Source organism: Mesorhizobium sp. WSM4814 (assembly GCF_055811595.1).
In genome coordinates, this window is the sequence record NZ_JBVVQT010000016.1 from 76,778 (window position 1) to 100,177 (window position 23,400).

Consider the following 23,400-nt stretch of genomic DNA (forward strand, 5'->3'; position numbering starts at 1 on the left):
CCGTGAAGCGCGCCGGACCAGCGCGGCCTTTTATTCTGCGACATAACACTCGGCGCACCGCGGATGCGAAAGCAACCGGCAGACCGCGTCCCTCGGGCAAGTCTTGGCTGCATCGACCATCATCGGTGCCGTGCGCGGCTTGCCAGTGCCGTTGGTAAAGGCGCCAGCAAAACAGCATGGCAGCAGCTGTCAGCATGATGGGAATATTTCATGCAAAGGTCACCTCCTTCGACAAGGGCAGTGTCCGGATGCGCTTGCCTGTCAGTGCGAAGATGGCGTTGGCGAGTGCCGGTGCCGCCGGTGGCGTGCCGACTTCGCCAACGCCGCCCATCTTGTGAAAATTCTCCAGGATGGCGACTTCGAACGCCGGACACTGGGAGATGCGCATGGCGTCGTAGTCATGAAAATTCGACTGCTCGACCATGCCGTCGGCGAAAGTAATCTCCTGACCCATCGCTGCCGACAGGCCGTAGATGGCGGCGGAGATGAGTTGCGCCTCGATGATACCAGGATCGAGCGCGGTGCCGACATCGGCGGCGATCCACATCTTCTCGATGCGGATCCCGGACGGCGTGTCGGCGACCTGGACGATCTCGCCGACCCAACTGCCGAAGGACAGCGTGAACGCCATGCCCTTGGCCTTGCCGGCGGGCAGCGCCTCGCCCCACTTCGCCATTTCGGCGACCTTCTCGACCACCTTCACCGCTGCCGGATAGGCAGCCATCAGCATCTTGCGCAGTTCGACCGCATCGGTTTTCCCGGCGGTGGCGATCTCGTCCATGAAGCCCTCATGAAAGAAGCCGTTGATCGAGCAGCCGACCGATCGCCAGAAGCCGACCGGGATGGAGGCGGGCGCAGCAATGCCGCTGACCCGGTAATTCGGGATGGTGTAGGGCTGGTCGTAGGCCCCATCGACAATGGACTTGTCGGGGCCAAGCGGCGGGATCGAGGGAAACAGCCGGCGCAAGGTGCTGGCTATCACCGACGGCGATGCGATTGTCATGTCGACGGCGACCGGTATGCCGTCGCTGCCAAGCCGCGCCTGGAATTTGCCGACCGAAGCCGGCCGGTAGGCGTCGTGGCGCATGTCCTCCTCGCGCGTCCAAATCACCTTGATTGGCCGGCCTGCCGTTTCTTTCGCCATCAGCGCGGCACAGAGCGCATAATCCACCTCGATACGTCGGCCGAAGCCGCCGCCCATGAAGGTGGTGTGGACGCTGACCTTGTCCTGCTCAATGCCGACAGCATTGGCGCAAAGCTGCCGCACCAAGGTCGGCGCCTGGTTGCCGCACCAGATGTCGAGGACGCCGTCCTTCAGCCGCGCCGTGGCGTTCATCGGCTCCATCGTCGCATGTGCCAGATAAGGCACGCCATAGTCGGCCTCGACGATCCTTTCGCGCGGCGCGTCGGCGAAGGCGGTATCGACATCGCCATCGTCGCGCATCACCGACCCTTTTGTGCCGAGCGCCTGCTTCAGCACCTCGGAAATGCCGGCGCTGTCCAGCGGATATTCGGGATCGGCCCATTCGGCGTCGATCGCCTCCGCCGCCTTGAACGCCGCCCAGGTGTTTTCGGCGATGATGCCGAAGCCGTGGCCGTAATTCGTGTCGATCGGCACGATCTTGATCACGCCAGGCAGTTTCTCGGCGTTGGAGAAATCCGCCCTGACCGGCTTGGCCCAGAAGCGCGGGCTCATCTTGACCGTGCCGTACAGCATCTCCGGCAGCGTCACGTCGATGCCGAAGATCGGCGCCCCGGTGACCTTGGCCAGCATGTCGATGCGTTTTTTTGCGGTTTGCCGAGCAGCTTCCAGCCGGCTTTGTCTTTGAGCCTGATTTCCGCGGGCGGCGCCATCGTCGCAGCGGTCGCAGCGACCGCTCCATAGGTCAGCGACTTGCCCGACGCCTTGTGCAGGATCGAGCCGTTGGCCGTTTCCAGATCGGCGGCAGCTATACCGAGCTTTTGAGCGGCCGCTGCAATCAGCATCTGCCGCGCGGCGGCGCCTGCCTGCCGCATCTTGCCGAAACCATCGAGCGTCGATGTCGAACCGCCGGTGCCTTGCAGGGCGAGGAATTTTCCGACCACGCCCATGCCGGCGCGCATTATTTCCGCGGTCATGCTTTCATCGAAGAAGGCGAACGGACCGCCCTCTTCCAGGATCGCCGCATTGAAATAGGCGTAGGAGGCCGGGCCGTGCTCGACCTTGATCTGGTCGAGCCCGACATCGAGCTCTTCGGCAACCATGGCAGCAAGCGTCGTCGAGATGCCTTGGCCCATCTCGGCGCGCGGCGCGACGATGGTGATGGTGTTGTCGGCGCCGATTTTCACATAGGGGTTGAAGGTCGCTTCATCAGCCGCGAGGTCGCCTTCCAGCGGATTCGGAAAAGGCTTGCGATAGTAGTAATAGCCGACGGCGACGCCGCCCGCGATGGCAGCGGTGCCGATGAGAAACGTGCGGCGGGCGATCTTTCCGACACTGGCCATGGTCAGATCCCCGCCGTCTTGAGCACGACCGCTCGTTTGATCGCCGCACGGATCTTCGGGTAGGTGCCGCAGCGGCAGAGATTGCCGCCCATGGCATCGTCGATATCGGCATCGGTCGGCTCGGCAACCTGGTCGAGCAGCGCCACCGCGCTCATGATCTGGCCGGCCTGGCAGTAGCCGCACTGGGCGACCTGCTCTTCCAGCCATGCCTGCTGTACCGGATGCAATCTGCCTTCGGTGCCGATGCCTTCGATCGTGGTGACCGCGCCGGTGACCTCACCGATCGGCAATGAACAGGAGCGCACCGGCTGGCCGTCGACATGCACCGTGCAGGCGCCGCAGGCGGCGATGCCGCAGCCGAACTTCGGCCCGGTCTTGCCCATGAGATCGCGCAGCGCCCACAGCAGCGGCATTTCGGGATCGGCGTTGACGTCGAATACTTGCCCCTCGACGGTGAGGCGCATGGGGATACCCTTTGTTGTCGTCCACAGCCCGGGCCGGCCGGTCGGCCATTCGCCCTTATACATCTTGACAAATTACGTCATTTTGTCAATAGAGCTTTTGCAGGATAAAGTCGCGCCATGATCGAGATCGAGGACATCGCCACCGACCCCAAGCGCGCCCGCATTCTGGACAGCGCGATGAAGGTGTTTCTGGCCTATGGTTTCGCCCGCACCACCATGGACGACATCGCGCGTGCCGCCGACATGTCGCGGCCGGCGCTTTATCTCCAGTTCAAGAACAAGACCGATATTTATCGCGCCATTGCGTTGATGCTGCTCTCCCGCTCGCTCGAGCAGGCGAAAACGGCACTCGCCGGCGAAGAACCATTTGCCGGGCGCACGATGCGGGCCATCGACGAAGCGCTGATCTCGATGACGCGCACCGTCCACGCCTCGCCGCATGGCGCCGAACTCCTTGATATGAAGTCGAGTCTCGCCGACCTGATCGGCTGCTGGCGCAGCCGGTTTGCCGAGCATATCGCCGCAGCGATCCAGGGCGAAGCCGGACGCAATGGCGTCGATCTCACCGCCAAGGGCTTGTCGGCAAAATTGCTGGCCGACATGCTGCTCGACGGGCTGGAAGGCATGAAGATGCGCATCAGCGATCCGGACGAGCAGCGGCGGGCTGCGGCCGCGCTGATCAAGGTGATCGATCTAGCCTTGCAAAAAAACTGACCAACAAAACGCCTCAGGCTCGGCGACGCGCTGCCTCGGGCTTCTTGCGTGCTGCAAGGAACTCCTTGACCCGCCGGCCCGGTGCCGGACCACGCATCGGCTTGAAGCCGTCGTCGAGCTCGCCTGAGAGGTCAAGCGTCGGCCGCTTGCCGACGGCGTCGTAATTCTCCTCCAGCCAGTCGCTGGCGGCGGTGCGGCCAAGGTCGCGCAGATAGGTCAGAAACGCCCATTCGGCATTGACCTTGGACGATGCCGACAGGTCCTTGAATGCCTCGTCGGCATCGATGCGGTGCATGCGGATGTCGCGGTATTCGCCATGCGGCAGCCGGCCGGCGGCAATCAGCTCCTTGATGACGGCGATCGAGCGGAATTCGCGCAAGAGTCCGGCGTTGAAGGTGATCTCGTCGATGCGATTCTGGATTTCGTTGGCGCTCTTCGGCGTCCCCTCGCGGACCACCGGATTGATCTGCACCAAAAGCACGTCCTCGGTGGCAGTCGTCTTGAAGAACGGGAACAGCGCCGGATTGCCGCCATAGCCGCCATCCCAGTAGGGCACGCCCTTGATCTCGACGGCGCGGAACAGCTGCGGCAGGCAAGCCGACGCCATCACCGTGTCGAGATCGATCTCGCCATCGGAAAAGACGCGTAACTGCCCGGTCTCGACATTGGTCGCGGAGATGAACAGCTCCATCGATTTGCAGGCGCGCACATTGCCGAAATCGATCTCCTGTTCGATCACGTCGCGCAGCGGGTTGAGGCCGAGCGGGTTGGCGACATAGGGCGAAAACACCCGCGACATCGTGTCGAAAAACAGATAGCCCGGCGTGTTCTCGATCGACCAGTTGCCCCAGGCGACGTCCCACGGCATGCGCTGCACCGGGCTGAACCGGCCCTTCCGTGCCACCGCGCGCCAGAAATCGTCGAGCTTCTGCCGCGCGCCCTCGACGCCGCCGCGGACGAAGCCGTCGGCCAGCGCCACCGCGTTCATGGCGCCGGCGCTGGTGCCCGAAACCGCCGCGATGTCGAGCCGTCCGTCCTCCAGCAGCTGGTCGAGCACGCCCCAGGAAAAGGCGCCGTGCGAGCCGCCGCCCTGCAGCGCGACGTTGATCTTCTTGGGCTCCTCCGCCTTGCCGTTTGTCGTCATGGCGCTGTCCTTGATCTAGAGAGCCATTGGATGGATCACTGCGCGGTCCAGCCGCCGTCGACCGAGATTTGCGTGCCGTTGATCTGCGCTGCCGCATCCGAGCACAGGAACACCGCGGCAGCGGCAACTTGCTCGACCGTGACGAATTTCTTGGTCGGCTGCCTGTCGAGCATGACCTCGCGGACCACCGTGTCGCGGTCCATCTTGTTCGCCTTCATCTGGTCGGGGATCTGCGCCTCGACCAGCGGCGTCAGCACATAGCCGGGACAGATGGCGTTGCAGGTGATCTTGTCGCGCGCCAGTTCCAAAGCGACCGTCTTGGTCAGCCCCATGATGCCGTGCTTGGCCGCGACATAGGCCGATTTGAACGGCGAGGCGACCAGCCCATGGGCCGAGGCGATGTTGACGATCCTGCCGCCGCCGGCTTCTCTCATCAGCGGGATGGCGGCGGCGATGGTGTGAAAGGCCGACGACAAATTGATGGCGATGATGGCGTCCCACTTCTCGACGGGAAATTCTTCCACCGGCGCGACATGCTGGATGCCGGCATTGTTGACCAGGATGTCGACCGAGCCGAAGCTCTCGGCTGCCTTTGCGACCAGCGCCCGGCATTCGGCCGGCTTCGACATATCTGCCTTGATGTAGACAGTCTTCACGCCGTGATGCTTGGCGATCGCATCGGTGACGGCCTGGTCGTCGGCCGTGTCTGAAAAGGAATTGACGACGATGTTGCAGCCATCGGCCGCGAGGGCATGGGCGATTGCCAGGCCGATGCCCGAGGTGGAACCGGTGACGATGGCGGTTTTTCTGCTGGGCAAGGCGAAATCCTTCATTACGGCGCCAACGGACCATATTGCAGTGCAGCATATATGTCTCGTGTGGCGCAAAAACAGCGGCACTCAGTGGCGATGACATGAAATTTTTGTCCTGAAAGAGGTCACCCTCACTCGAAGCTGTGCGCCTGAACAGGCCGTGCGAACAGTTGGTCAGCGTGCCCTGGAGCCACTTCGGGTGTTCGTGAGATTGCGTTTTAGAACGCAATAGCGGTCGCGCGGCACTCATCCGAGGCGGAGATTTCTGACACGGCCTGCTGATGAGAGATTTCGGCCGGCCGGCCGGCGATCACGACATCGTGTCGAGTTTGCGCTGCATGGCGGCGATCTGTTCCTTCAGTTCCTGAAGGTCGTCGGGCTTTTCCGACGTCTCTTTCCTGGCCGGCTCCGCCGGCGCTGCGGAAGTGCCATTCGAGCCTGCCGGTGGGAAGGGCGTGAACAGGCGCATGGCGTTCTGGAACATCTCCATGTTGCGGCGCGTCTGCTCTTCCAGCGCCTTGATCGGCGTGGCGATCTTCATCATGTCCAGCGGCGACTTGCCCAACGCACCCTTCATCTGCTCGCGGAAGCGTTCCTGTTCCTTCGAGAAGGCGATCATCGACTGTTCGAGGAAGCTCGGCACGATCATCTGCATCTGGTCGCCGTAAAAAGCGATCAACTGGCGCAGGAACGGAATCGGCAGCATGTTCTGCCCTTCCTTGTTCTCCAGTTCGAAGATGATCTGGGTCAGCACCGGATGGGTGATGTCGTCGCCGGTCTTGGCGTCCTGGACGGTGAACTCCACGCCCTTCTTGACCATTTCGGCAAGGTCCTCGAGCGTCACATAGGTGCTGGTGCCGGTGTTGTAGAGGCGGCGATTGGCATATTTCTTGATGATAATCGGTTCGTCTTTCGCGGCCATCAGCATCCTCCCAGGACACCGGCGCACTTGAGGTAAGCTGCCGGTAACGATTGCGCCTTTTCAAGGATATGCGCAAAAGCGTCACAATTCCAAGCGGTTTGTGCAGTGCGGCATCAATTAATGCTGCACGGCGGACTAAAAATGCTGCGCAGCAATGGGCCGGCTGTATCCACCACGGATGCGCAACCTGCTTGCGGCGCATGGCCGGTATGCCCATTTCCGGTTTGACTTGGATCATTGAAAGGGCAAGAAAAGCCCTGACGATACAAACTGCGATACCAAAACCTCGATACCTCGAAGTGTGGAGAAGAACATGTCCGCTGCCATCGTTGTCGCCAGTGCGGCGCGCACGCCCGTCGGTTCCTTCAACGGCGCCTTCGCCGCCACGCCGGCGCATGAGCTTGGTGCCGTCGTCATCAAGGAGTTGCTGTCTCGTGCCGGTGTCGAGCCGGCGGAAGTCGACGAGGTCATCCTCGGCCAGGTGCTGACCGCGGCTCAGGGCCAGAACCCCGCCCGCCAGGCATCTATCGAAGCCGGCCTGCCAAAGGAAACCACCGCCTGGGGCCTCAACCAGGTTTGCGGCTCAGGTCTGCGCGCTGTTGCTCTCGGTATGCAGCAGATCGCGACAGGCGATGCCAAGGTGATCGTCGCCGGCGGGCAGGAATCGATGTCGCTGGCCCCGCACGCTCAACACCTGCGTGCCGGCGTCAAGATGGGCGACTACAAGATGATCGACATCATGATCAAGGATGGGCTGTGGGATGCCTTCAATGGCTACCACATGGGCAACACGGCCGAAAACGTCGCTCGCCAGTTCCAGATTACCCGCGAGGACCAGGACCAGCTCGCATTGGCCTCCCAGAACAAGGCAGAGGCCGCGCAGAAAGCCGGCAAATTCAAGGACGAGATCGTGGCCTTCACCGTCAAGGGCAAGAAGGGCGACACCATTGTCGACCAGGACGAATATATCCGCCACGGCGCCACGATCGAGGCCATGACCAAGCTGAGACCGGCCTTCGACAAGGACGGCACGGTGACCGCCGCCAATGCCTCCGGCATCAATGACGGCGCCGCCGCGGTGCTGCTGATGACCGAAGCGGAAGCCGCAAAGCGTGGCATCACGCCGCTGGCGCGCATCGTGTCCTGGGCGACCGCGGGTGTCGATCCGCAGATCATGGGCACCGGGCCTATTCCCGCCTCGCGCAAGGCGCTGGCCAAGGCCGGCTGGTCGGTCGGCGATCTCGACCTGATCGAGGCCAACGAAGCCTTCGCCGCCCAGGCCTGCGCCGTCAACAAGGACATGGGCTGGGATCCGTCGATCGTCAATGTCAATGGCGGTGCCATCGCCATCGGCCATCCGATCGGCGCCTCCGGGGCCCGCATCTTCAACACGCTGGTTTACGAGATGCGCCGCAGAAGCGCCAGGAAAGGCCTTGCCACGCTGTGCATCGGCGGCGGCATGGGGGTCGCCATGTGCGTGGAAGCGCTGTGAAGTCATCTGCAAAGCGCCGTGAGGACGGAGCGAGCAAGCCGTGAAACAGTCGGTGGCGAACAGGCTCCGCCGTTAGAGCGTTTCCGTTCGCCGCCCGCCGATCGAGAAAAAGGGAGGATATTATGACAAAGGTAGCACTCGTCACCGGTGGGTCGCGCGGCATTGGCGCCGCGATCTCGATCGGCCTGAAAACCGCCGGCTATCAGGTCGCCGCGAACTACGCCGGCAATGACGAAGCGGCGCAGAAATTCAAGGCAGAGACCGGCATCCCCGTCTACAAATGGTCGGTCGCCGACTACGATGCCTGCGCCGCCGGCATCAAGCAGATCGAGGCCGATCTCGGCCCGGTTTCCGTTCTGGTCAACAATGCCGGCATCACCCGCGACGCCATGTTCCACAAGATGACGCGCGAGCAGTGGAAAGAGGTCGTCGACACCAATCTTTCCGGCGTCTTCAACATGACGCACCCACTGTGGGTCGGCATGCGCGACCGCAAGTTCGGCCGCGTCATCACCATCTCCTCGATCAATGGCCAGAAAGGCCAGACCGGCCAGGTCAATTATTCGGCGTCGAAGGCCGGCGATATCGGCTTCACCAAGGCGCTCGCCCAGGAAGGGGCGCGGGTCGGTATCACCGTCAATGTCATCTGCCCCGGCTACATCGCCACCGAGATGGTCAGGGCGATGGACGAGAAGGTGCTCAATGAGCGCGTCATCCCGCAGATCCCGGTCGGCCGCCTCGGCGAGCCAGAAGAGATCGCACGCTGCGTCGTCTTCCTCGCTTCCGACGATGCCGGTTTCATCACCGGCTCGACCATATCAGCCAATGGCGGCCAATATATCACCTGAGGCGTCGGCCTGTTGCCGGTGACTGTTGCAGCCCGCTGCGGCAGCGCTATGCCATGGGAGAGGCTTGAACCAGGCCGTTTTGCATTGCTGGCATCCTGGTCAGCGACTGCGCCGACCGACGGGCGTGACGCCGATTTGTGCCGAAGCGGCACGCAAAGGGTTAACGGCGGCCGTGCGGCCTGTGCAAAACCCTGCTCCCCGCCGGTGGATAACAGGTGGAAAACCTGTTCACGATACTACATATGGGGGTGAACAAACCGGGAAACATGCTTCGGCGCCGATTCGTCGCCGTTTCGTTCCGGCTTTGAGCGCAGTGTTAAACGACAAAGGCTGAAAAACATCCCCAAATGGTTAAGGCGCGTTAGGAAAGTTTAATTATTTCAGAGTGTTGGATGACGCCGGCCGACCTGCATCGATCGTTCAGCGGCAAAGGTTAACGGCGACGTCAGCCCTGCATGAAACGGGCCAGTTCGGCGATTCAGCATGTGGTGAGACTCGCCGGCGAAAAATCCAGATGTAGCCGTGAACAAAACCTGAATCTGCGCGAGTCAGCGATTCGTAGCCGATTCGTTCCAGACTCGTTCCATCTGTTAAATCGAAACGGCGAAACGGATTATCGATGCCGACGGAAGGCTTCGAGCTGCCATCGGAATATTCTGCTTTCGCTTCGCGCCCGAAATCCCTATGTGTCGGCTGTCACCCGCGCCACCACGGGCGCGCTCCCGACAACGCGAGGCAGAGAGCCTTAATTTCCAGGTCGATGAACATCCAGCCGAAACACACTGAGCCACTGATCCTGTCAGGCCGCGACGTGACCGCTGTGCTCGGGCCAACCAACACCGGCAAGACCCATCTCGCCATCGAGCGCATGGTGGCGCATGAAAGCGGCATTATCGGCCTGCCGCTCAGGCTGCTCGCCCGCGAGGTCTACTCGCGCGTCTGCGAAAAAGTCGGCGCTCACAAGGTGGCCCTCATCACCGGTGAGGAGAAGATCCAGCCCGACGGCGCCAGATATTCGGTCTGCACCGTGGAAGCCATGCCGCGCGAGACCGACGCCGCCTTCGTTGCCGTCGACGAGGTCCAGCTGGCCGGCGATCTCGAGCGCGGCCACATCTTCACCGACCGCATTCTGCATCTGCGCGGCCGCCAGGAGACGCTGCTGCTCGGCGCAGCGACCATGCACGGAATCCTCCAGCGTCTGCTGAAGGGGGTGTCGGTGGTGACGCGGCCACGGCTGTCGCATCTCGCCTATGCCGGCTCCAAGAAGCTGACCCGCCTGCCGCGACGTACGGCGATCGTCGCCTTCTCCGCCGACGAGGTCTATGCCATCGCCGAACTGATCCGCCGCCAGCAGGGCGGTGCGGCAGTCGTGCTCGGCGCGCTATCGCCGCGCACCCGCAACGCGCAGGTGGAGCTGTTCCAGTCGGGTGATGTCGATTATCTGATTGCCACCGATGCGATCGGCATGGGCCTCAACCTCGATCTCGATCACGTCGCCTTCGCCCAGAACCGCAAGTTCGACGGCTACCAGTATCGCAACCTGACGGCGGCCGAGCTCGGCCAGATCGCCGGCCGCGCCGGCCGCCACTTGCGCGACGGAACTTTTGGCGTCACCGGCCAGGTCGATCCACTGGACGAGGAACTGGTCAAGAAGATCGAAGCGCATGATTTCGACCCGGTGAAGGTGCTGCAATGGCGCACCGCGCGTTTCGATTTCGCCAACCTCGACGCGCTGAAGCGCTCAATCGAGACCAACGCGCCGGTTGAAGGCCTGACGCGCGCGCTGCCGGCGGTCGATGCGCAGGCGCTCGAACATCTGTCCCGCGACGAGGACATCCGGGCGCTTGCCACCGACGCCAGGCGCGTGGCGCTGTTGTGGGAGGCCTGCGCCCTTCCCGATTACAGGAAGATCGCCCCGGCTCAGCATGCCGACCTGATCGCCTCGATCTACATGGACCTTGCCAGGCATGGCCATGTCGATGAGAATTACATGGCCGAGCAGGTACGCCGCGCCGACACCACCGAGGGCGACATCGACACGCTGTCGCACCGGATCGCCCAGATCCGCACCTGGACTTTCGTTTCCAACCGGCCCGGCTGGCTGGCCGATCAGGCACACTGGCAGGAAAAGACGCGCGAAATCGAAGACAGATTGTCGGATGCGCTGCATGAGCGGTTGACGAAACGCTTCGTAGACCGCAGGACTTCCGTCCTCATGCGGCGCCTTAGAGAAAATACCATGCCTGAAGCCGAAATCAGTCCAACCGGAACCGTCCTCGTCGAAGGCCATCATGTCGGCGAGTTGCAGGGGTTCCGCTTCACCGCGGACCAAAGCGCCGGCGGCGAGGACGCCAAGGCGGTGCGCACAGCAGCCCAGAAGGCGCTTGCAGCCGAATTCGAGGCGCGGGCCGAACGCTTCGGCGCCTCGGCCAATGGCGACATCGCGCTCGGCTCCGATGGCACGCTGCGCTGGATCGGCGCGCCGATCGGCACGCTGGTCGCAGGCGACGAGCCGTTGAAGCCGCGCCTGGTGCTGTTGGCCGACGAGCAGCTCACCGGTCCCGCCCGCGACAAGGTCGCGGCGCGCGCCGAGCGCTTCGTCAATTTCCAGATCGAGTCGCTGCTGAAGCCGCTGGTCGACCTCAAGAACGCCGAGCAGATCACCGGCATCGGCCGCGGCATCGCCTTCCAGCTCGTCGAGAATTTCGGCCTCATCAACCGCCGCGACATCGCCGAGGAGATGAAGTCGCTCGACCAGGAGGGCCGCGCCGCCCTGCGCCGGCTCGGCGTGCGCTTCGGCGCCTACCACGTCTTCGTGCCGGCGCTGATCAAGCCGGCCCCGGCCGGACTGGTGACGCTGTTGTGGGCGCTGCAGAACGACGGCAAGGACAAGCCTGGCTTTGGCGACGTGGTTCACGCGCTGGCCTCCGGCCGCACCTCGGTGGTCATCGATCCCACCTTCGACAAGACCTTCTACAAGCTGGCCGGCTACCGCAATCTCGGCCGTCGTGCGGTGCGCGTCGACATCCTCGAACGGCTGGCCGACCTGATCCGGCCCGCAACCAACTGGAAGCCGGGCCTCGGCCAGCGCCCCGACGGCGCCTATGACGGTCAGTCCTTCATGGTAACGCCGCCGATGATGTCGATCCTCGGCGCCACGGCCGACGATATGGAAGAGATCTTGAAAGGCCTCGGCTACCGGGCCGAGCCGAAGCCGGCTGTCGAGGTGAAGGCACGGCTCGAGGCACAGGACAATGTCGCGCGTGAAGCCGCCGCGGCCAAGCAGGCGGCGGAGGCACAAGCCGAGCAGGCCAAGGCAGCGGAAGCCGCGATTGCCGACGCAGCCGTCGAGACGCCGGCCGACAGTTCTGAGCCGGATGCAGTGGCAGAAGCCACGGCGGAGGCTCTCGCGGAACCCGCTACCGAAGCGGAACCTGTCGCAGAAGCTCAGCTGCAAACTCCGCCTGAGGTCACGGTAGAGGGTCTGCCTGCAGCTGAAGCCGCAATTCGAGAGGCAGCACCCGAAACCGCCGAGGTTGAGGTCGCACAGGCGGAGCCGGCTTCCGAAGCCTCGCCCGCAACGGCAGCAGTCTCGGCCGAACCTGCCGCGGCAGTGGAAGCCGCCACCGGCGAGGCTGCTCCAGTGGCCGAGAAAGAGGCCGAAGAACCAAAACCCATCCTGTTGTGGCGGCAGGGCCGCTTCGACCAGCGCCCACGCCACCGCCACCACGACAACCGGCCCCGTGACAGGGACAATCGCCCGCGCAGCCCACAAGCCGCGCGCGATGGCCGCAGCAACGCGCCGGCAGAGGCCGGGCAGCAGACCGGCGCACCGGGCGGCCGGCCCGCCCGTGAAGGACGCCGCGACGGCGACGGCGCCGGCAAGCCGCGCTTCGACCGCAGCAAGTTCAAGCCCAAGCCCCAGGGCGAGCCAGGCGAACGGCGCGAAGGCAAGCCGCAGGGCGAGCGCCCCGATCGTCGCGAAAGCCGGCCCGACTGGAAAGGCGGCAGGCCGGACGGCAAGAGCGGCGCGCCTGGTGGAAAGCCCGCGTTCCAGCCGAAGCCTCGCGAGGAGCGTCCGGTGCGCTTCGACCCGGATTCCCCCTTCGCCAAGCTCGCCGCGTTGCGCGACCAGCTGAAGAAGTAAGTTCGTTCGCTCCGATGGTCACTGATGCCCGCCAGCGCATCGACAAATGGCTGTTCTTTTCGCGTGCGGTGAAATCGCGCTCGCTGGCGGCGAAGCTGGTGGTGGCCGGACGCGTTCGCATCAATCGCGACAAAGCAGCGCAGGCCTCCGATCTGGTCCGCCTCGGCGACGTCCTGACCATCACTCTCGAGCGGCGCATCTTCGTCTGGAAGGTGCTCGGCACCGGCAGCCGGCGCGGTCCCGCCGAGGAAGCGCGCTTGCTTTACGAGGATATCTCGCCGCCGCCGGCACCAAAGGGCGAGGCCGTTCGCGATGCGATCCCCGCACTGCGAGATGCCGGCAGCGGCCGCCCGACCAAGAAGGAACGCCGGGAGACCGACCGGTTGTTCGGCGACGACGACTGACGCATAACCGGCTTTCGTCGCATCGCCGGCTGGAAATCCATTCCGGAAACACCGGCATCACAAGCAATGGCCGCCCTTGCAAGCGGCGGGCAAAGACGTTACCTCACCAAGAAAGCCTACCGCATCGGCCCGAAAATCGATATCGATTTTCCAAGCGCACGATGCGTGGTTTCAAAGTGTTACAGCGTACCTTGTGCGTCCGATTGGACGCCACGTCGCCCTGATAAAAGGGGACGTCCCGGAGCCGACCGATGACCTATGTCGTGACCGATAATTGCATAAAATGCAAATACATGGACTGCATCGAGGTCTGTCCGGTCGACTGTTTTTATGAGGGCGAGAACATGCTCGTCATTCATCCCGACGAGTGCATCGACTGTGGCGTCTGCGAACCGGAATGCCCGGCCGACGCGATCAAGCCGGACACCGAGCCAGGGCTCGACAAATGGCTGCAGATCAACACCGAGTACGCCGATAAATGGCCCAATATCACCGCCAAGAAGGAGCCTCCGGCCGATGCCAAGTCCTTCGATGGCGAGGCCGGCAAGTTCGAAAAATATTTTTCCCCCGAGCCCGGCCAGGGCGACTAGCGCTCGACCGCGAAAATCGAAATCGATTTTCGGAAGGACCATGCGCCAGATCAAGGTGTCACATCGTCCTTGCGCGTCCAAAACGGGCGCGTGGCACCGTAACGGCGACGCCGGTTTGATCGGCATCACGCGTGCTGACAGGCACCGCCCGTTAACTGCCTTGACAGGCGGAGATCGCGCTTGACCTTCGCGCGTGCAGCAAAACCTTGATTCTTCCGACTTTTTGTGCTACACCAACCAAACATGCCGGTGACACAACGTCGATTTATGGCGCAAACGCCCCAAATCACTGAAAGGTGAATTTTTCAATCCGACCAGAGTGATCTGGGGCAGGCAGTCGCGACTATGCGATTTGCCGCCCTCGGCTTTTCCGGTGGGTTCGTAGTTGTGCGGCTAACGATCGGTACCCGATCGCGCGAGTTCGACCGGCAGAATGCCGGTTCCACACCAAGGAGTTCATGGCGTAATGGCAACAATCACCCCGCAGAAGAAGTCCAGCGCAGCGCGTCACGGTTTTAAGACGGGCGAGTACATCGTCTATCCGGCGCATGGCGTCGGCCAGATCGTCTCGATCGACGAGCAGGAAGTTGCGGGCCACAAGCTGGAACTGTTCGTCATCGACTTCCAGAAGGACAAGATGCGTCTGAAGGTTCCGGTCGCCAAGGCGACCTCTATCGGCATGCGCAAGCTGTCGGAAGAGGATTACGTCGATCGCGCGCTGAAGGTCGTGCAGGGCCGCGCCCGCGTCAAGCGCACCATGTGGTCGCGCCGCGCCCAGGAATATGATGCGAAGATCAATTCCGGCGACCTGATCTCGATCTCGGAAGTTGTGCGCGACCTCTACCGCGCCGACAACCAGCCGGAGCAGTCCTATTCCGAACGCCAGCTTTATGAGGCGGCGCTCGACCGCATGGCGCGCGAGATCGCGGCCGTCAACCGCATGTCGGAGACCGAAGCGGTGCGCCTCATCGAGGTGAACCTCAACAAGGGACCGAAGCGCGGCGCCAAGGCCGACAACGAAGAAGCCGAGCAGGAAGAAGCAGCCTGAGCGCTTCTCGCCTTAATTTGGAAAAACCCGGCCTCGCGCCGGGTTTTTTTATTCCTAAGCTCGTCGCGTTTGACTGGATTCATGCGACGCGCTTTAGGTTGTTGTTGTTGTTGTTATGCATGTCGTGATCGCAAGACCACCGCGCGCCCTGCATTAGTGATCGTCACCCCAAACCGCTACGCACTTTTTGGGCGACATGCCTTAAATTTCGCCACCGGTTTCCTTCTCTGCCTCCTGCTTCAGCGTCGCGATAAACCGCTTGGTTCGCTGGCGCTCCGGATTGCTGAACAAAACCGCGGCGGGGCCTTTCTCGACGACGCTGCCGGCGTCGAGGAACACCACCTCCTGCGCGATTTTGGAGGCGAGGCGCAAATCATGCGTCGCCATCACCATGGTGGTGCCCTCGCTGGCGAGCTGGCCGAGCACGTCGACCACCTCCTGCGCCAGTTCCGGATCGAGCGCCGAAGTCGGCTCGTCGCACAGCAGCACTTTCGGCGATGGCGCCAGCGCCCGGGCGATCGCCACGCGTTGCTGCTGGCCGCCTGACAACGTCGCCGGCCAGGCGTCGGCCTTGTGCGCCATTCCAACCTTTTCGAGCAGGGCGAGCGCCCGCTCGCGCGCTCGCCCGGCCGGCCATTTCAACACCGTCACCAGCCCCTCCATGACGTTTTCGATCGCCGTGCGGTGCGGGAACAGCTGGAAATTCTGGAACACCATGCCGGTCTGCAGCCGCAGGCGCTGGATGGCCCTGCCGGGCACCTTGCCGCCGGGGTGGAATTCAAGCGCGTCGTCGCCGATGCGCACCGTGCCCGAGGTCGGGATCTCGAGCAGGTTGATGCAGCGCAGAAGCGTGCTTTTCCCACCGCCCGAGGGGCCGACAAGGGCGGTGACGCTCCCTTCCTCGATGGTGACGGTCACGCCCTTCAGCACGAGATTGTCACCAAAACGCTTCTCGATGTCGGTGAGGCCGATCATGCGCGCGCCTCCAGGAAGCCGCCATAGCGGTTGAGCCGCTTTTCCAGGCGCGTCTGCAACGCCGACAGCACCGAGCTCAGCGCCAGATAGAGAGCCGCCGCCTCGACATAGAGGATCAGCGGCTCATAGGTGGTGGCGACGATGCGCTGCGCCGCCTGGAACATCTCCGGCACCGTGATGGCGGCGGCAAGTGATGTATCCTTGACCAGCGAGATGAAGGTGTTGGACAGCGGCGGCACCGCGACGCGGCCCGCTTGTGGAAGGATAGTGCGTCGCATCGCCTGGCCCCAGGTCATGCCGATCGAATAGGCCGCCTCCCACTGCCCCTTCGGCACCGAGCCTATAACGGCGCGGATGATCTCCGACGTATAGGCGCCGATATTGAGTGTGAAGCCGATCAACGCGGCTGAAAAGGCGTCGAGCAGGATGCCGACCGACGGCAGGCCGTAGAAGATCAGGAAGAGCTGCACCAGAAGCGGCGTGCCACGGAAGATCCAGACATAGAAGCGGACCACGGCGACCAGCGGCTTCGGGCCGAACAGCCGGACGAGCGCTGCGACCAGTCCTACGAAGAGACCGAATGCGAACGACAGCAGCGTTAGCGGCACGGTGAAGATCAGCGCGGCCCATAGCAGCGTGGGCAACGAATCCAGCATCAATTGCAGCCAGTGCGGCACGAAAACTCCTTGCGAGATTGCCGCCCAAAAATCGGCCCGGCAGCATCGAGGCGCGACCATACGGTCGTCATATCACGCCAAAAGCGGCGGCCGTCAAAGACGGCTCGCCGCGATACTTGGCCGTACGGAACGGCAACCAGCCGGCTCCGGGAAATGCGCTTACTTCGAAACGTCCTGGCCGAAGTAAGTGTCTGCGATCTTCTGGTAGGTGCCGTCGGCCTTGATGTCGGCCAGCGCCCGATTGATGGCGGCGACCAGTTCCGGATCGCCCTTGCGCACGAGCACGCCGGAATAGTCTGCGTTTTCTTCCTGCGCGGCGATCTTCACATTGGCGTCGGGCTTGTGCTTCTTGAAATCGAGGAAGGACAGGCTGTCGTTGATGGTGGCATCGGCACGGCCGGTAAGAAGCAGCTGGATCGATTGGTCGAAACCATCGGTACCGACGAGTTCGGCGCCGTTCGCTTCGGCGAGCTTGCCGAAATTCGAGGTCAGCGACTGCGCCGCCTTCTTGCCCTTCAGGTCGGCAAAGCTCTTGATGTCGGTATTGTCGCCGCGCACGATCAGCACCGCCTTGGAAGCAATATAGGGATCGGAGAAATCATACTTGGCCTTGCGCTCCTCGGTGATGCCGACCTGGTTGATAACAGCGTCATAGCGCTCGGCGTCGAGGCCGGCGATCAGCCCATCCCATTTGCCTTCGAGGAATTCGGCCTTGACGCCGAGTCGCTCGGCGATCGCTTTGGCAATCTCGACGTCGAAGCCGACCAGTGCGCCCGAGGCATCATGATAGGTGAAGGGGGCATAGGTACCTTCCGTGCCGACCTTGAAGACACCGGCCTGCTTGATCTGATCGAGATTGGCGCCGGCATGGCCTGATGTGCCTGCCAGTACCTGCAGTGTTGCGGCGACGATAAGCGATTTGAGCCATTTCATTTTTCTGTGATCCCGTCATTGGCCGGCGTCCGGGGCCGGCGTCCGGCGCATTTGTGAGCGCCGGAAACTGACAGATGCAGCCTGGCGAAATAAGGAACCAGATTTCAAAAATGAGACACTTTCGAAATCCAATTCTCAAAACCACATCGACTCACGCCAACCGGCCGAGGAGCGACCGCCGCATCGAGCTTTCGAACAGTGCAATCCACGCGACATCAGCGGCGGAACCATTCGCGCGGGTGGCACGTTTGTTGGCTGTTGTAGGGCGCGGCGTCGCCAATTCAACCACGATGCCAGCTTAGGGGCGAGCGATCGCACCGCAACGCCCGGAACAGGGAGCGTGGCATGATGGAAGATACGGCAGGGCGAACCATGGTCCGCGCGGCGATGAAAGCCCCCTATCTCGAGCGCGACGAGGAGCATGTTCTCGCGCTGCGCTGGAAGGAAGACAACGACCAGCAGGCACTGCACCAAATCGCCATGGCGCATATGCGGCTGGTTATTTCCATGGCCTCGAAGTTCCGCCATTATGGCCTGCCCCTCGGCGACCTGGTGCAGGAAGGCCATGTCGGCCTGCTGGAGGCAGCGGCCCGTTTCGAACCGGAGCGCGAGGTGCGGTTTTCGACCTATGCGACGTGGTGGATCCGTGCCTCGATGCAGGACTATATCCTGCGCAACTGGTCGATCGTGCGCGGCGGCACCAGTTCGGCGCAGAAGGCGCTCTTCTTCAATTTGCGGCGCCTGCGCGCCCGCTTGGCGAACGGTGCCGAGCCGATCTCGAACACCTCACTCTACCGCGAGGTGTCGGTGGCGCTTGGCGTCTCCGAGGCCGACGTGGCGATGATGGACTCGCGCCTTTCGGCCCCGGATAGTTCGCTCAACCAGCCGCTCGCCGACGATGCGGGCGCCACCGAGCGAATGGATTTTCTGGTTTCGGACGATCCTTTGCCGGACGAAGTCGTGGGCGACACGATCGATGTCGAACGCCGCTCTATCTGGCTGAAAACCGCGCTCGGCGCGCTCAATGCCCGCGAGCTCAGGATCATCGAGGAACGCCGGCTGAGCGACGAGGGCGCGACGCTCGAAGCCCTCGGCGAGGCGCTTGGCATCTCCAAGGAACGCGTCCGCCAGATCGAGGCACGCGCCATGGAAAAGCTCAAGATAGCGCTGGTGAAGCAAAACCCCGAGTTTCTGGCGACCGCCGCCTAGGGTGTGTTGCGATTCAGGTTAGGACGAGTCGGAGTCGAAGACGGGCGCGAAGCGACCAAACCAGGTGGTTTCCGAGAACCGGAGCGGAGCGTACATAAAGTACGTGAGCACCGGCCTACGCCGGCCGTAGCCTTACTGCCGCGACCGCTCATGAGTGCTCCGGCCGGCGAAGGTCGAAAGCGCAGGAAATTGCCGTTTGCGGGCCGGCATCACCTGAATATCGACACACCCTATCTGTCGGTGATGATCTTGACCTTGTCGCCGGCCGAAACGGCTGCGCCGGGCGACATTGCATTGAGCACCCTGAACAGGTCGAGCTTGCGGTCGACGCCGACCATCTGCGCCGCGAGCGAACCCATGGTCTGTCCGGGCCGGACCGTGACGACGCGGATATGCAGCGGCTTCAGCGCTGCTTTTTCGGCCGCGCTCAAGATCCGGAACGAGCCGCTGACCGAGCGCGCCACCGCGTCCAGCGAAGTGCTGGCGGAGGGGGCTGCCGTCAGCAGCCGGTAGACCTGGCCGCCGGCGCGGATCACCGCGATGCCGAACTGCCAGCCCTCGGCGCTGGCATGCGCCGTCGCCGCCTCGTTGCCGTTGATTGTTTCCTGGCGCACGCTGCTTTCGTCGAGACCGGCCACCCAGCCGCTGCGGAGGTAGTCGGTCAGCGATCGGTTCCTGTCGATCGAGACGCCGTCGAAGCGGATCGCTATGTCGCCCGGCCCGGTTGCCGTCACCGCCGCGGCCGAGTTGTCGATGATGAAGCCGTCGGGCACCGAGAACGACACGCCGAGCCCCGGATGCAGGAAGGTTTCGCCACGCACATAGCCTTCCTCCGGCGTGTCGCCGTAGAGCAGCCCGTCTATGCCGGCGAGGAAGGCGTCGCGGTCGCGCGTGCCGACGCCGGGCGCGCCGAACTGGCGGGCATGGCGCTGCGCCAGATCGATGCGTTGCGGCGTGTTCGGGTGCGTTGCCAGGAAGTCGAGGCTGGCGTCGGTGGCGCCGCTGATCGAGCGGAAATCGGTGTAGGCCGACATGGACTGCAGGAAGCGGCCGGCGGCAAACGGATCGAAGCCCGCCTCGCCGATCGACTTGATGCCGATGCCGTCGGCCTCCAGCTCCTGGTTGCGCGAGAACTGGGCAAGCCGCAGCTTGCCGCGGATCAGTGCCGCCTTGGCGGTCGGGCTGTCGCCGAGCACATCCGAGACGACTTTTGTCGCAAAGCCTTCCTCCGCCTCGAGCTGCTGGCGCTGCAAGCCGTGGTTTGCAGTGACATGGCCCATCTCATGCGCGATGACCGCGGCGAGCTCGGCCGAATCGTTGGCCAGTGCCAACAGGCCGCGCGTGATGTAGAGATAGCCGCCAGGCAATGCGAAAGCGTTGACGTTGGGCGAATTGAGGATCGTGATGCGGTAGGTCTGGCTCGGGTTGGCCGAAACCACCGTCAGGCTGCCGACGACCTTGGCGACCATGCGCTCAAGCTTGGGATCGGAATATTCGCCGCCATAGGTCGCGAGGATGCGCGGATGCTGCGCCTTGGCCATTTCGGCGACCTTGCTGTTGGCGGCAACATTGTCGACGGTGACCGGTTTGCTGGAAGGCTGGAAGGCTGATTCCTGAACGTCCGGAGGCGTGAACATCTGGCAGCTTGCCAACGCCATGGCAAAGCCGGCCAGCGCCAGGAAGCGCGCCAGCGGTTTCCTTCTCACTCTGTCTGTGCCGGTCGGCAGAACAGCTTCCTTTCGGCTCTCAGCACATGGCCCGAAAATCGGGCATCGATTTTCAGATCATGCGCAAAATCAACTGCCACAGCGTCCTTCGAGCCCACGAGCGCGGATGGCACCGTAGTGGCAAATCACAACCTATGCCGGACCAGTATCGGAGGACCTAGCCACACTACTTTGACCATGGCAAGCAAACGCCACATCGCCTGAAGCCGGTTTGGCCGTAAATTATGTCCGCTTCCGGGCAACATCTCGTGATCCTGCGCCAAACGGACCTGCACCGATATAGCGCCGAAAGGCTTCCGGTCCAGCCTTGGTAAAAAAATCGGCGACAGTCCCGGTTGCGGCAACCGTGCCATTGTCCAGGAACACCATGTCCTGGCCGACACGGTGGGCGTCCTCCGGCTGATGGGTGACGAACAGCACCGTCATGCGTCGCTCCACATGGACGTCGGCTACCAGATCGAGCATGTCGTCGCGCAACGCCGGTCCGAGCGAGGCGAACGGTTCGTCGAGCAAGAGAACCGGCCGGTCGCGCACCAGGACGCGGGCGAGCGCGACGCGCTGCCGCTCGCCGCCGGAGAGTTCGCGCGGCAGGCGCTGTTGCTTGCCGGCAAGGCCGACGCGCTTGAGCGCCGCGGCGATTGCAGCGTGGTCGGCCTCGGTCAGCCTGAGCGATGGCGAGCGGCCAAGGCCGACATTTCGTTCGACCGAAAGATGGGCGAAGAGATTGTTTTCCTGGAACACCATCGACACTGGCCGCGCCGACGGCGGTTTGGCGCCGACATCGGCGCCGCCGATCAGCACGCGGCCCGATTGCGGCGTCTCGAAGCCGGCCACCAGATTGAGCAGTGTCGATTTTCCCGAGCCGCTCGGCCCCATGATGGCGGTGATCTTCGAGGCGGCGAACTCGACATCGAATAAAAACGGCGCTTCGCCATAGCTGAACGAGGCCTTTTCCAGCCGCACAGCCGTACCGTTTTCGCTGTTGAGCGTCATGATCTTTCTCCCCGTCCCAGCCAGTCCGCGGCCAGGACAAGCGCGAGACAGACCAGGCCGAGCAGCAATGCCAGGCCGGCCGCGTCCATCGTGCGGTAGCTGCCCATGCGGGCCAGCAGGAGATAAGGCAGCGTCTGCAGGGAGTCGCTGCCAAACAGGGCAATGACGCCGAGATCGCCGAGCGACAAAGCCATCGCGAACGCGAAACCGGTGGCGAGCGGCCGCCGCAGCGACGGCCAGTCGACCAGCCGGAAACGGTTCCAGCCCGAAATGCCAAGCAGCAAACAGAGCCGTTCGTGGCGTTCGCTCGCCGCATCATAGCCGGGGCGAATGGCGCGGATGGCAAACGGCATCGCCATCACCGCATTGACGGCGACGACCATGACAGGGGCGATGGCAAAGACGTCGCTGACGGTCCGCAGGAGCAGGAACCAGCCGGCGCCGATGACGACGGGCGGCACGACGAGGACGAAACCGGCGCCGGTATCCGTGGCGTATTCGAGCGGCGTCCTGGCGCCGACGCGACGCCTCAAGGCCAGCGCCCGGCGTGCCATGACCAGCGACAGCGACAGCGCCACTGCAAGCAGCGCCGCCAGCAAGGCGAGCACGGCGCTGGTCAGCGCCGCTTGCCGCACCGCGCTCTCGCCCGCCAGCCGGCCGAGATCGGCGCCAAGGCCTGAGGTGACCGTGGCCGCCATCGGCCCGGCGACGAACAGCAAAGCGAGGATGATCAATGCTGTGTTCAGCACGGTCTCGGCGGCGCCGGCCGAAAGATAGCGGCGCGAAGCCACCGGCAGGTTGGCGTCGCCGACGGTATTGGCGCCGAGCCGCATCAATGCCAGCACGACGACGAAGGTCAGCGCGATCTGCAGCACTGTCAGCGTCACCGCGCGGGCAGGATCGAAATCGAAACGCAGCGCCTGGTAGATGGCGACCTCCAGCGTTGTCGCACGCGGCCCGCCGCCCAGCGTGAGTACGATGGTAAAGGATGTGATGCAGAGCATGAAGACAAGCCCGGCGACGCCCGGCAGCGCCGCGCGCAGCGTTGGCCATTCGATCAGCCGGAAGGCGGGCCTGGCGCCCATGCCGAGCTGGCTCGCCAGCCGCCACTGGTCGGCCGGCACTGTCGCAAGCGCTTCGAGGAACAGCCGCGTGGCCAGCGGCAGATTGAAGAAGACATGGGCGACGAGGATGCCGGACAGGCCGTATATGCCCGGCCAGCCCTGACCGCCGATCGCGCTGAGCACGCCGGCGAAATAGCCGGCACGGCCATAGAGTGCCAGAATCCCGAGTGCTGCGACGATGGCCGGCAGCGCGAGCGGCACGGCGAAGAGCTGCAGGATCAGGCCGCGACCGAAGAAGCGCGGATGCCGCGACAGCGCCCGCGCCACGAACAGCGCCGGCACGACGGAGAGCAGCGTCGACAGCAATGCCTGCCACAGCGTGAATCGGGCGACGCGGAAGAGGTAGGAATCGAAGGCCGACGCGGCGCCGGACGGATCGCGTGCGCCTTCGACGATGAGCCCGGCGAACGCGCCGCCGATCAGCAGCGCAACAGCGGCAAGCGCGATGGTGCCGGCGGTGATGCGGGGATCTCTACGATGGCCAGTGTGCATTCCGCGCTGCCCAACTTAACGGCGGGCGCTGAAAGATGGGATGTGGCTGAGGTCGAGTTCCCGCCCACCCCCTTCTGGCCAGCCGGCCAAATCCCCCCCCACGGGGGGGGTTGGGCCACACGCGGGGCACGCGCCGCCGCCGGGGGGGGGGGGGGGGCCGCCGGGGGGGGGGGGGGGGGGGGGCGGCGCCCCCCCCCCCCA

At 63.7% G+C, this 23,400-nt stretch carries 18 protein-coding genes and 1 pseudogene; 8 read left to right on the forward strand and 11 right to left on the reverse strand.

Features of this window, described 5'->3' with window-relative positions; translation table 11 throughout:
- Nucleotides 1-208: 208 nt before the first annotated feature.
- Together AC0L2V_RS22270 and AC0L2V_RS22275 are read right to left on the reverse strand one after the other, a co-directional pair.
- Nucleotides 209-2,484, reverse strand: a pseudogene (locus AC0L2V_RS22270) (xanthine dehydrogenase family protein molybdopterin-binding subunit).
- Nucleotides 2,485-2,486: 2 nt separating this feature from the next.
- Nucleotides 2,487-2,948, reverse strand: coding sequence for a (2Fe-2S)-binding protein (locus AC0L2V_RS22275; RefSeq protein WP_473521192.1), 462 nt, complete (start codon nucleotides 2,946-2,948; stop codon nucleotides 2,487-2,489).
- A 117-nt stretch (nucleotides 2,949-3,065) separates the two neighbouring features.
- On the opposite strand from AC0L2V_RS22275, the gene AC0L2V_RS22280 reads away from it, so the two are divergent.
- Entirely contained in the window at nucleotides 3,066-3,662 is a 597-nt protein-coding gene (locus tag AC0L2V_RS22280) for a TetR/AcrR family transcriptional regulator (protein ID WP_473521193.1), read from the forward strand.
- A 13-nt stretch (nucleotides 3,663-3,675) separates the two neighbouring features.
- Here the strand turns inward: AC0L2V_RS22280 and AC0L2V_RS22285 are convergent, their stop codons facing one another.
- The 3 genes from AC0L2V_RS22285 to phaR all read right to left on the reverse strand — a co-directional run bounded on the left by AC0L2V_RS22285 (nucleotide 3,676) and on the right by phaR (nucleotide 6,540).
- Entirely contained in the window at nucleotides 3,676-4,806 is a 1,131-nt protein-coding gene (locus AC0L2V_RS22285) for a patatin-like phospholipase family protein (protein ID WP_473521194.1), read from the reverse strand.
- Nucleotides 4,807-4,841: 35 nt separating this feature from the next.
- Nucleotides 4,842-5,624, reverse strand: a complete 783-nt coding sequence (locus AC0L2V_RS22290) for a 3-hydroxybutyrate dehydrogenase (RefSeq protein WP_473521195.1) — start codon at nucleotides 5,622-5,624, stop codon at nucleotides 4,842-4,844.
- Nucleotides 5,625-5,928: 304 nt separating this feature from the next.
- Complete coding sequence (gene phaR / locus AC0L2V_RS22295; RefSeq protein ID WP_027152940.1) at nucleotides 5,929-6,540, reverse strand: polyhydroxyalkanoate synthesis repressor PhaR; 612 nt, start codon at nucleotides 6,538-6,540, stop codon at nucleotides 5,929-5,931.
- A gap of 313 nt (nucleotides 6,541-6,853) precedes the next feature.
- Here phaR and AC0L2V_RS22300 point away from each other — a divergent pair, with 313 nt between their 5' ends.
- The 6 genes from AC0L2V_RS22300 (at nucleotide 6,854) to AC0L2V_RS22325 (ending at nucleotide 15,069) form a co-directional block, all read left to right on the forward strand.
- Complete coding sequence (locus AC0L2V_RS22300; protein WP_091593553.1) at nucleotides 6,854-8,032, forward strand: acetyl-CoA C-acetyltransferase; 1,179 nt, start codon at nucleotides 6,854-6,856, stop codon at nucleotides 8,030-8,032.
- A gap of 122 nt (nucleotides 8,033-8,154) precedes the next feature.
- The gene (phbB, locus tag AC0L2V_RS22305) at nucleotides 8,155-8,880 is read left to right on the forward strand and encodes an acetoacetyl-CoA reductase (RefSeq protein WP_128170628.1); all 726 of its coding nucleotides are present in this window, start codon (nucleotides 8,155-8,157) and stop codon (nucleotides 8,878-8,880) included.
- 760 nt (nucleotides 8,881-9,640) lie between these two features.
- A complete protein-coding gene (locus AC0L2V_RS22310) occupies nucleotides 9,641-13,027 on the forward strand; it encodes a helicase-related protein (RefSeq protein ID WP_473521196.1) in 3,387 nt (1,128 codons plus the stop codon).
- A 14-nt stretch (nucleotides 13,028-13,041) separates the two neighbouring features.
- Nucleotides 13,042-13,431: an RNA-binding S4 domain-containing protein gene (locus AC0L2V_RS22315; protein ID WP_473512245.1), complete on the forward strand. Its 390-nt coding sequence runs from the start codon at nucleotides 13,042-13,044 to the stop codon at nucleotides 13,429-13,431.
- A gap of 251 nt (nucleotides 13,432-13,682) precedes the next feature.
- Nucleotides 13,683-14,021, forward strand: a complete 339-nt coding sequence (gene fdxA, locus AC0L2V_RS22320) for a ferredoxin FdxA (protein WP_023803892.1) — start codon at nucleotides 13,683-13,685, stop codon at nucleotides 14,019-14,021.
- Nucleotides 14,022-14,487: 466 nt separating this feature from the next.
- Nucleotides 14,488-15,069 carry a CarD family transcriptional regulator gene (locus tag AC0L2V_RS22325; RefSeq protein WP_027152934.1) on the forward strand — a complete coding sequence of 194 codons (582 nt, stop codon included), beginning with the start codon at nucleotides 14,488-14,490 and terminating at the stop codon, nucleotides 15,067-15,069.
- A gap of 201 nt (nucleotides 15,070-15,270) precedes the next feature.
- On the opposite strand, the gene AC0L2V_RS22330 is transcribed toward AC0L2V_RS22325, so the two are convergent.
- The 3 genes from AC0L2V_RS22330 to AC0L2V_RS22340 all read right to left on the reverse strand — a co-directional run bounded on the left by AC0L2V_RS22330 (nucleotide 15,271) and on the right by AC0L2V_RS22340 (nucleotide 17,654).
- Nucleotides 15,271-16,044 carry an amino acid ABC transporter ATP-binding protein gene (locus tag AC0L2V_RS22330; protein ID WP_473512246.1) on the reverse strand — a complete coding sequence of 258 codons (774 nt, stop codon included), beginning with the start codon at nucleotides 16,042-16,044 and terminating at the stop codon, nucleotides 15,271-15,273.
- Entirely contained in the window at nucleotides 16,041-16,721 is a 681-nt protein-coding gene (locus AC0L2V_RS22335; protein ID WP_128170983.1) for an amino acid ABC transporter permease, read from the reverse strand. The genes AC0L2V_RS22330 and AC0L2V_RS22335 overlap by 4 nt, the downstream gene beginning before the upstream one ends.
- Before the next feature lie 159 nt (nucleotides 16,722-16,880).
- Nucleotides 16,881-17,654, reverse strand: coding sequence for an amino acid ABC transporter substrate-binding protein (locus AC0L2V_RS22340; RefSeq protein ID WP_023803897.1), 774 nt, complete (start codon nucleotides 17,652-17,654; stop codon nucleotides 16,881-16,883).
- A 345-nt stretch (nucleotides 17,655-17,999) separates the two neighbouring features.
- Between AC0L2V_RS22340 and AC0L2V_RS22345 the strand changes: the two genes are divergently transcribed.
- The gene (locus AC0L2V_RS22345; RefSeq protein ID WP_128181614.1) at nucleotides 18,000-18,863 is read left to right on the forward strand and encodes an RNA polymerase factor sigma-32; all 864 of its coding nucleotides are present in this window, start codon (nucleotides 18,000-18,002) and stop codon (nucleotides 18,861-18,863) included.
- Nucleotides 18,864-19,093: 230 nt separating this feature from the next.
- Here the strand turns inward: AC0L2V_RS22345 and AC0L2V_RS22350 are convergent, their stop codons facing one another.
- The 3 genes from AC0L2V_RS22350 to thiP form a co-directional block, all read right to left on the reverse strand.
- Nucleotides 19,094-20,521 (reverse strand): M48 family metalloprotease, encoded by a 1,428-nt coding sequence (locus AC0L2V_RS22350; protein WP_473521216.1) that lies wholly within the window; start codon nucleotides 20,519-20,521, stop codon nucleotides 19,094-19,096.
- Nucleotides 20,522-20,812: 291 nt separating this feature from the next.
- Complete coding sequence (gene thiQ / locus AC0L2V_RS22355) at nucleotides 20,813-21,583, reverse strand: thiamine ABC transporter ATP-binding protein (protein ID WP_473521197.1); 771 nt, start codon at nucleotides 21,581-21,583, stop codon at nucleotides 20,813-20,815.
- Nucleotides 21,580-23,199, reverse strand: a complete 1,620-nt coding sequence (gene thiP, locus AC0L2V_RS22360) for a thiamine/thiamine pyrophosphate ABC transporter permease (RefSeq protein WP_473521198.1) — start codon at nucleotides 23,197-23,199, stop codon at nucleotides 21,580-21,582. Before thiP ends, thiQ begins: the two co-directional genes overlap by 4 nt.
- Between the last annotated feature and the right edge of the window lie 201 nt (nucleotides 23,200-23,400).